The sequence below is a fragment of the Plastoroseomonas arctica genome (assembly GCF_018128965.1).
GTDB classification, from domain to species: Bacteria; Pseudomonadota; Alphaproteobacteria; order Acetobacterales; family Acetobacteraceae; genus Plastoroseomonas; species Plastoroseomonas arctica.
The window spans coordinates 43,144-51,927 of record NZ_JAAEDH010000028.1; the positions used below are offsets into that span (position 1 = coordinate 43,144).

At 71.7% G+C, this 8,784-nt stretch carries 9 protein-coding genes; 3 read left to right on the forward strand and 6 right to left on the reverse strand.

Annotated elements, in window-relative coordinates; all coding sequences use genetic code 11:
• The first annotated feature begins 5 nt into the window (after positions 1 to 5).
• Positions 6 to 1,400, forward strand: a complete 1,395-nt coding sequence (locus GXW79_RS19420) for a dipeptidase (RefSeq protein ID WP_211876103.1) — start codon at positions 6 to 8, stop codon at positions 1,398 to 1,400.
• Positions 1,397 to 2,572, forward strand: a complete 1,176-nt coding sequence (locus GXW79_RS19425) for a multidrug effflux MFS transporter (protein ID WP_246504144.1) — start codon at positions 1,397 to 1,399, stop codon at positions 2,570 to 2,572. The genes GXW79_RS19420 and GXW79_RS19425 overlap by 4 nt, the downstream gene beginning before the upstream one ends.
• Here the strand turns inward: GXW79_RS19425 and GXW79_RS19430 are convergent.
• The 6 genes from GXW79_RS19430 to GXW79_RS19455 are packed head-to-tail and all read right to left on the reverse strand — an operon-like array spanning position 2,554 to position 7,190.
• On the reverse strand, positions 2,554 to 4,239 hold the full coding sequence (locus GXW79_RS19430) for a thiamine pyrophosphate-binding protein (RefSeq protein ID WP_211876104.1): 1,686 nt from the start codon (positions 4,237 to 4,239) through the stop codon (positions 2,554 to 2,556). The two genes, GXW79_RS19425 and GXW79_RS19430, sit on opposite strands and share 19 nt — an antisense overlap.
• A gap of 55 nt (positions 4,240 to 4,294) precedes the next feature.
• On the reverse strand, positions 4,295 to 4,954 hold the full coding sequence (aat, locus tag GXW79_RS19435; RefSeq protein WP_211876118.1) for a leucyl/phenylalanyl-tRNA--protein transferase: 660 nt from the start codon (positions 4,952 to 4,954) through the stop codon (positions 4,295 to 4,297).
• 1 nt (position 4,955) lies between these two features.
• Complete coding sequence (locus GXW79_RS19440; RefSeq protein ID WP_211876105.1) at positions 4,956 to 5,423, reverse strand: Lrp/AsnC family transcriptional regulator; 468 nt, start codon at positions 5,421 to 5,423, stop codon at positions 4,956 to 4,958.
• Positions 5,424 to 5,441: 18 nt separating this feature from the next.
• Positions 5,442 to 5,936 (reverse strand): L,D-transpeptidase family protein, encoded by a 495-nt coding sequence (locus GXW79_RS19445; RefSeq protein ID WP_211876106.1) that lies wholly within the window; start codon positions 5,934 to 5,936, stop codon positions 5,442 to 5,444.
• Between the two features lie 22 nt (positions 5,937 to 5,958).
• The gene (locus GXW79_RS19450) at positions 5,959 to 6,495 is read right to left on the reverse strand and encodes a cytochrome P460 family protein (RefSeq protein ID WP_211876107.1); all 537 of its coding nucleotides are present in this window, start codon (positions 6,493 to 6,495) and stop codon (positions 5,959 to 5,961) included.
• The gene (locus GXW79_RS19455) at positions 6,492 to 7,190 is read right to left on the reverse strand and encodes a glutathione S-transferase family protein (RefSeq protein ID WP_211876108.1); all 699 of its coding nucleotides are present in this window, start codon (positions 7,188 to 7,190) and stop codon (positions 6,492 to 6,494) included. Before GXW79_RS19455 ends, GXW79_RS19450 begins: the two co-directional genes overlap by 4 nt.
• A gap of 54 nt (positions 7,191 to 7,244) precedes the next feature.
• On the opposite strand from GXW79_RS19455, the gene glpK reads away from it, so the two are divergent.
• Positions 7,245 to 8,741, forward strand: a complete 1,497-nt coding sequence (gene glpK / locus GXW79_RS19460) for a glycerol kinase GlpK (RefSeq protein WP_211876109.1) — start codon at positions 7,245 to 7,247, stop codon at positions 8,739 to 8,741.
• The last annotated feature ends 43 nt before the right edge of the window (positions 8,742 to 8,784 follow it).

The following is an 8,784-nucleotide window of genomic DNA, read 5'->3' on the forward strand; positions in this document are numbered from 1 at the left end:
CGACGATGACGGAACAGCTGGATGCGGTGCTCGCGCGCCTCGACGCCAACCTCGATGCCGCGCGCGAGCGGCTATTCGCCCTGCTGCGGATCCCCAGCATCAGCGCGCCGCCGGCCCATGCCGGCGATTGCCGCGCCGCCGCCGAATGGCTCCGCGCCGAATTCGCAGGCATGGGGTTCACTGCGACGGTGCATGAGACGGGCGGGCACCCGGCCCTCGTCGCGCATCACCCCGGGCCCGGCGGTGCCGTGCCGCACGTGCTGTTGTACGGCCACTACGACGTACAGCCCGCCGATCCGCTGGAGCTCTGGACCAGCGCGCCGTTCGAGCCGGTGCTGGTCGATGGCCCGCACGGCCCGCGCATCCGCGCCCGCGGCGCCGTCGACGATAAGGGCCAGGTGATGATGTGGGTCGAGGCGCTGCGGGCCTGGCACACCGTCGCCGGCTGGCCGCCCGTCGCCGTTACGGTGCTGATCGAGGGCGAGGAGGAGGTCGGCAGCGACAACCTCGATGCCTTCGTCGCCGCCAATCGGGAGCTGCTGCGCTCCGACGTCGCGATCATCAGCGACACCGGCATGTGGGACATCGACACGCCCGCAATCACCACGCGGCTGCGCGGCCTGGTCTATGCGCAGATCGACGTGAAGGCCGCCGCGCGCGACCTCCATTCCGGCCTGTTCGGCGGCTCCGCGCTCAACCCGATCAATCTGCTGACCAGCATCCTCGGCGCGCTGCGCACGCCGGATGGGCGCGTGACCATGGATGGCTTTTACGACGGCGTCGCCGACCTACCGCCCACGCTCGCCGCGCAATGGCAGGGGCTGGATTTCAGCGAGGCGGAATTCCTCGGCAGCGTCGGGCTTTCGGTGCCGGCGGGCGAGCCCGGCCGCACGCCGCTGGAACGCATGTGGGCGCGGCCGACCTGCGACATCAACGGCATCTGGGGCGGCTACATGGGCGCCGGCTCCAAGACGGTGATCCCGTCCGAGGCGCATGCGAAGCTGTCCTTCCGGCTGGTTCCCGGCCAGGACCCCGCGCGCATCGCTGGTTTGCTGCGCGCGTTCGTCGCTGCGCGCCTTCCGGCGGATGCGCAGGCCACCGTCACCATCCTCGGCGAGGCCCCCGGCATGGAGGTCGATCTCGACAATCCTGCGATTGCCGCGGCCACGGACATCCTGGCGGAGGAGTTCGGCCGCGCCGCCGTGCTCTGCGGCAGCGGCGGCTCCATCCCCGTTGTAGAGAGCCTTCGACGCCTGCTCGGAATCGACACGCTGCTGATGGGCTTCGGCCTCGATGACGACCAGGTGCACAGCCCTGACGAAAAGTTCGAACTGCGCTGCTTCCATCGCGGCATGCGCAGCCATGCGCGGCTTCTGGATCGCCTGGCACGACGGACTTGACCGCGCTTCCATCACACCGCCGGCTCGCCCTGATCCTGGGCGGGCTGGCGGCCATGGGGCCGCTCGCGATCGACACCTACCTGCCGGCGTTTCCCGCCATCGCGCTGTCGCTCGGCACCGACGCCGCGCGCATGCAGGGCACGCTCGCCGCCTATTTCGCCGGGCTTGCGCTCGGCCAGGCGGCGATGGGGCCGGCGAGCGATCGCTTCGGCCGGCGCTGGCCGCTGCTGGCGGGGCTCGCGCTGTTCGCGATCGCGTCGCTCGGCTGCGCGCTGGCCACCTCGGTGGACCAGCTCACCCTGCTGCGCTTCGCCCAATCGCTGGGCGGCTGCGCCGGCATGGTGATCGCGCGCGCCGTGGTGCGCGATGTCGCGCAGGAACAGGCGGCGGTGCGGCTGATGGCGCGCCTGATGCTGGTGATGGGGCTGGCGCCGATCCTCGCGCCATTGCTGGGCGGTTGGCTGCTCAGCGTGATGGGGTGGCGCGGGATCTTCGCCACGCTCGCCGCCTATGCGGCCGCGATGGCCTGCGTCGTGTGGTTCCTGCTGCCCGAGACCCTGCCGGTGGAGCGGCGCCGGCGCGACTCCATGATGGGCATCCTGCGCGTCTACGGCCAGCTTCTCGCCGACCGTCGCTTCATGGGACCGGCGCTGGCCGGCGCACTCTGCCTGGGCGGGATGTTCGCCTACATCGCCAGCTCGCCCTTCGTGATGATGGAGCTCCACGGCCTCTCGCCCAGCGTCTACGCCATGGTGTTCGGCGCCAACGCCGCGGGTCTGATCCTGATGTCGCAGGTCAACGCCTGGGCCACGCGGCACGTGTCACCGGCGCGGCTGCTGCGCATCGCCCTGCTGGTCCCATTGGCGGGCGGCGTCCTGCTGCTCATCGGCGCGGCTATCGGGCCTGGCGGCCTCGTCTTCCTGCTGCCCGGCCTGGCGCTGAGCATCGCCGCACTCGGCGCGATCCTGCCGCTCTCGGCGGCGATCGCCATGCAGCCGCACGGGCGCGTGGCCGGCAGCGCTTCGGCCCTGCTCGGCACCTTGCAGTTCTCGTTGGGCGCCGTGGCCGGCGCGCTGACCGGGCTGCTGCATGACGGCACCGCGCTGCCGATGGCGGTGGTCGTCGCCTGTGGTAGCCTCGGTGGCTTCCTCGCCTATCGCGTCTTGCGCTGAGCGGCACGCTCCGCGTGCTTGCCCATGTTCGAGTAGGGCGCATAAGGCGGATGTTCGCCGATCGCGATCATGTCGACCTCGACGAGTGACGGGCCGGGTGTGGCCAAAGCGCGCGCCACGGTCGCGCCGAAATCCTCGCCGGCATCGACGCGATAGGCGCGGATGCCCGCAAGCGCGGCGAGCTTCTGCAGATCCGGCCCGACCAGCTGGTCGGCGAAGCGGCGCCCATCGACCACGGCATCCTGGATGTGGCGGATGACGCCGTAGCCGCGATCATTCATCACCACGATGCAGAGGTCCGGGTTCTCCTGCGCCGCAGTCCAAAGCTCCGTCTGGTTGAGCGCGAAGCCGCCATCGCCCACCATCGCCACCGTCTTGCGCCCGGTCGCTGCCAGCGCGGCGCCAATGGCCAGCGGCAGGCCGGGCCCGATTGCCGCACCCACCGGGTGCACCCCGTCATGCGGGCCGTAGAGGGGCATGATGCGATTGCCCCAGCTGGAGTTGTTGATGGTGATGTCGCGCACCCAGACGCCGTCGCGCGGCAGCGCCGCCCGCATCTGGTCGGCGAAATCGGCGTAGGGGCCGAGCGTGGCGCGATACTCCTCCCCGGCGCGGCGCTTCGTCTCCGCGAATTCCGCGGCGAAGGCCGGCGCGACGGCCATGCGTCCGGCGAGGCGCTTCGCCAGGCCCTCGGCGACCAGGCCTGTATCGCCATGGAGGAACAGGCTCGAGGCGTAGGTGCGGCCTTCGGCGGCGGGGTCCACATCGGCCTGGATGAGCGTGGCCGGCAGCTTCAGGGAAAAATCCCCGGTTTCATGCCCGCGCAGGCGGGAGCCGAGCACCAGCATCGCATCGACGCCGGCATAGAAATCCTGGATGCGCGGCGAGCCGTTGCCGTGCAGCGCGCCGAAGCTCATCGGGTGGTCCTCCGCGACCGTGCCGCGCCCGTTCCAGGAGGAGACGGCGCCAAACCCCAGCGCCATGAGCTGCGCCACCGCATCGCCCGCGCGCTTCGCGCCATTGCCGAGCCACAGCATGGGCCGCGTCGCGCGGCTGAGGATTTCGGCGGCCTCATCGAGTGCGGCCTCGGAAGGCGGCAGCGGCGGCGGCACCGGCAGCACCAGCGTGTCGAGCGAGGCCGGGCGCGCGATCTCCGCCCGCTGCAGGTCGATCGGGATCTCGACCGAGACCGGCCCCATCGGCGGCGTCAGCGCCTCGGTCGCGGCGCGCACCAGCACACCGTAGGCCTCGGCCGCGCTGCGCACCCGATGCGCGGCCTTGCCCACGGCCGCGAGCATCGCGGTCTGGCCCGGGACGTCATGCACCGTGCCGGTATCGCGGTCGATGAAGCGCGTCGCCGTCTGGCCCGTGATGTGCAGCACCGGCGATCCCGCGAAGCGCGCCTCGACCAGGCCGGGCACCGCATTGGCGGCCCCCGGCCCGGTCGAGGAGAAGATCACGCCCAGCCCGCCGGAGACGCGCGCATAGCCATCCGCCATATGCGCGCCGCCCATCTCGCCGCGCGCCATGACGAAGCGCAGCGCGTTGCGGCGCGCGAGGGCGTCCAGCATGGGGATGTTGTGCACGGAGACGATGCCGAAGGCGGTGGTGACGCCGATGCGCGACAGGAACTCGGCGACGAGGTCGCCGACGGTATAGGGGGTCATGCGCGTTCCTCCGGTTTTTCCTCATCCTGGCACGGCTGCGCCGCACGTCCAGGCGTCAGCCGGTGCTGCGCATCGCCCGGATGGTGGCATCGAGTGCGGCGGGATCCGGCTCCCGCCATTGAGCCGCGACGTCGAGTGCCGCGGCCAGGCGCGCCTTGTAGGTGGCGCGCAGGATTTCATGGGCGCCGAACTGCGTCAGGTGATGGGTCAGGAACTGGGTGTCGAGCAGCGTGAAGCCACCCAGCGACAGTCGCGCGACGAGATGCACGAGCGCGACCTTCGAGGCGTCCCGCACGCGGGAGAACATGCTCTCGCCGAAGAAGGCGCCGCCGAGGGCCACGCCATAGAGGCCGCCGACCAGCGTGGCGCCTTCCCAGCATTCGACGGAGTGCGCGACGCCATCCTCGTGCAACGCGAGGAACAGCCGGGTGATCTCGGGGTTGATCCAGGTATCGCCGCGCCCCTCCGCGGGTTCCGCGCAGCCGGCGAGCGTGGCGGCGAAATCGACGTCGCTGGTGACACGGAAGCGCTGTGACAGCGCGGTGCGCGCGAGGCGGCGCGGCAGGTGGAATCCCTCGATCGGCAGCACGCCGCGCAGCGCCGGGTCGAGCCAGTGCAGCCGCGCCGCGTCGCGGCTTTCCGCCATGGGGAACAGCCCCGCCTGGTAGGCGCGGATGACCAGCTCCGGCGTGATCTCGATCTGGCGGCGGCTCAGCCTATTCCTCCTCTGTGGCGGGGGCGACGGGGAGCAGCGCGGTCTCCTTCTCGGTGGCGATCGCGATGAGGGATTCGAGGCGCTCGACCGAGGGCTGGGCGCGCAGCTCCTCGTCGAGGAAGGCCTCAAGCGCGGCGAGGTCGGCGACCCGCAGCTTGAGCAGGAAGTGCCATGGCCCGGTGATGCGGTGGCATTCCAGAACGTGCTCGTGCCGCGACATCGCGCGGCGGAAGGCGGCGTCGTCGCGCCCGGGGCGCAGGGCGACGAAGACGAAGCCGAGCAGCGGGCAACCGACCTGCGCCGGGTCGAGGTCGGCGCGCCAGCTGCGCACGACGCCCCGCTCCTCCAGGCGCTTCACGCGCTCGGCGGTGGCGGAGACGGAAAGCCCCGAGACCTTGGCCAACTCGGCGAGGCCGGCGCTGCCATCCTGCTGCAGGGCGATGGCGATGTTCCGGTCGATCTCATCCATCGCCGTAGAATATCCGGTCTAGGCGACAATTTCCAGTGAAGAGGCGCCCATGGCGAGGAGGCGCCGCAGATCGGGCCGGGAAAGCGCCACGCAGCCCGCCGTCGGCGCGTAGTCGGGGCGGGCGATGTGGAGGAAGATCGCGCTGCCACGATGGCGCACCACCGGCGTGTCGTTCCATCCCAGCACCCCGATCAGGTCATACAGCGCATCCTCGCGCCAGAGGTGTTCGTGCCGCGCCGGATGCGGCAGCGTGACCTGGCGGTTGTAGTCGGCGTGGAACGGGTCGTCGCACCAGCCATCCTCGGGGGCGAGCGGCGCGCGCGGCAGGCGCCCGTCCGGCGGCGCGATGCGGTCGGCGCGGTAGAGCAGGCGGCGGATCGGCAGCAGGCCGGCCGGCGTCGCCTCGTCGCCCTCCTGCTTGACGGCGCGGATGCCCGCGGCACCGAGGGCGCAACGGAAGCTGGCATCCTCGAAGGTGACGCGGCCCTCAGGTGTGACACGTGCGCTCGTCATGGGGCGCGCCTCTGCGCGACGCTCATCGCCGCGCCTGCACGAAGTCCCAGAAGCCGAAGCTGAAATCCTGCTGCGCGCGGGTGACGAGGTGGCAGGTGAAGCACGCCTCGACCGGGCCATTGTTGCGGCTGCCATCGCCGTTGAAGCGCGCGTATTCCCATTCGCCGTTGCGCAAGGTGGGCGGGTATCCCTCGCCCCAGCCGCGGTTGCGTTGCTGCGCGGCGATGGCGATCCAGCCCGGCTCGGGGATGAAGCGGCCCACCGAGTCGCGCAGCGGCGTGCCATCTGCATCCAGGCGCGCGCGCTGGTCCGCCATGATGAGGAAGGTGCCGTCCGGCAGCGGCTGGGCGGGCCGCGCCGCGGCGAAGGCCTCGGGATTTACGTAGATGGTGCGGATGATCCGTCGCGCGGCGCTGTCGACCGTGATGGTGCGGATGAAGCGCGCCTGCCAGTCGGCCGGCAGCACGATGTTGTGCGGCCCTGGCCTGTAGGGCGTCTGCGCCATGGCGCCGGCGCCGAGGGCCAGCAGGACCACGGCCGCCAGCAGCGAGCGCGTCACGCCGCGTCGCTCGCCGTCGTCGCGCGCGCCGCGCCGCCATAGGCGTCGAGCATCCGCTCGCGCCAGGCGTGGACGGCGTCGCTCGGCTCCAGCAGCGGGAAGTCGCTGACGCAGCGCGCCCATTGGAACGCGCCGAACACGCTGTGGTCGGCATAGTTCGGCGCGTCACCGCCGAGGAAGGGAAAATCCTTCAGCGTGGTGCGCAGCGGGTAGAGCGCGCGGCGGAATTCCACGACGCGTGTCTCGCGCCCGGCGGTGACCTCGGCGAGCGGCTTGCCGAAGCGCTTCTCGCGCGAGGCGATGAAGTAGTCGCGGTCCACCGGGTCCAGATGCGCGGGAATGTCGGCGACGATCATCGTGACCAGACCGGCCTGCACCACGCTCTCCGCCCAGTTGCCGATCATGCGGCACATGGAGCGGCCGCCCGGGCCGCCGAACAGCGAGGGCGCGTCGGGGTAGGTGTCCTCGAGATATTCCGCGATGGCCCAGCTGTCGGCGACGCTGCGCTCGCCATCGACCAGCACCGGCACCTTCTCCGACTTCGCGAAGGCGATCGCTTCCGTCTGGGTGAAGCGCCACGGCACCGTCTCGAAGGCGAGGCCCTTGTGCACCAGGGCCAGGCGCGTGCGCCAGCAATAGGGGCTGAACACCCGGGCGGGGTCGGTGCCGCAGAGTTCGTAGAGCTGGCGGGGCATGGTGGGTTCCTCCTGCGGCGTAGTATCCTCGCCCCCGAGGCTGGAGGCCAGGGCATGGATGGTTCGCTGCTGCTCGCGATCGACCAGGGGACGACATCGACGCGCGCCATCCTGTTCGACGCGACGCTCGCGCCGCTGCGCGTGGCCAGCCGCGCCCTGCCGCAGCATTTCCCGAGCCCCGGCTGGGTCGAGCACGATGCCGAGGATATCTGGGCCGCCACACTCGCCACGCTGCGCGAGGTGGCGGAGGGCGTCGACGCCGCACGGATCGCCGGCATCGGCATCACCAACCAGCGCGAGACGACGTTGCTGTGGGAACGCGCGACCGGCCGCGCCGTGGCCCGCGCCATCGTCTGGCAGGACCGCCGCACCGCCGACCACTGCGCGCGGCTCGTGGCCGAGGGTGCCTCGCCGCTGATCACCGCGCGCACCGGGCTGCTGCCCGACCCCTACTTTTCCGCGACCAAGCTCGCCTGGCTGCTCGACGCCATCCCCGGCGCGCGCGAGGCGGCTGCGCGCGGCGCGCTGTGCTTCGGCACCGTCGAGAGTTTTGTGCTGTTCCGCCTCACCGGCGGTCGCGTGCACGCGACCGATGCCTCGAACGCCGCGCGCACCCTGCTGTTCGACATCCACCGCGGGTGCTGGGACGAGGACCTGCTGCGCCTGTTCGACCTCCCCGCCGCGTTGCTGCCCGAGGTGCGCGACAACGCCGCCGAGTTCGGCATGACCGATGCGAGCGTCACCGGCGTCGCGCTGCCCATCCGCGGCATGGCCGGCGACCAGCAGGCGGCCATGATGGGCCAGGCCTGCTTCGCGCCGGGTATGGTGAAATCCACCTACGGCACCGGCTGCTTCGCGCTGATGAACACCGGGCCGACCGCCGTCGCCTCCTCCCACCGCATGCTCACCACCATCGCCTGGCAGCTGGGCGGGTTGCGCTGCTATGCGCTGGAAGGCGCGATCTTCGTGGCTGGGGCCGCGCTGCAATGGCTGCGCGACGGGCTCGGCATCATCACCCATGCGAGCGAGGCCGATGCGCTGTCGCGCGCGGCCGACCCGGCCCAGCGCGTCATCCTGGTCCCCGGCTTCACGGGGCTGGGCGCGCCGTGGTGGGATGCCGGGGCGCGCGGCGCGATCCTGGGTCTCACCCGCGGCACCGGGCGTGGCGAGATCGTGCGCGCGGCGCTGGAAAGCGTGGGCTATCAGACGCGGGACCTGATCGAGGCAATGGCCGCGGATTGGCCGGGCGGCGCACCGCAAATTCTGCGCGTGGATGGAGGCATGGTGGCGAGCGACTGGACGATGCAATTCCTGGCCGACCTGCTCGGCATGCCGGTCGACCGGCCAACCGTGCTGGAGACCACCGCCATGGGCGCCGCCTGGCTCGCCGGCCTGCAGGCGGGGCTGATGGCCGCCCCCGGCGAGGGTGCCGCGCATTGGCGCCTGGAACGCCGCTTCCTGCCGATGATGGCGCGGGCCGAGGCCGATGAACGCCAGGGCGCCTGGCGCGGCGCGGTGCGGCGCGTGCTGAGCGAGGCGCGCCCGGCATGAAGCGCGTGGGTGGGCCGAGCGTGCCCGTGGTCGGCGGCCGGCC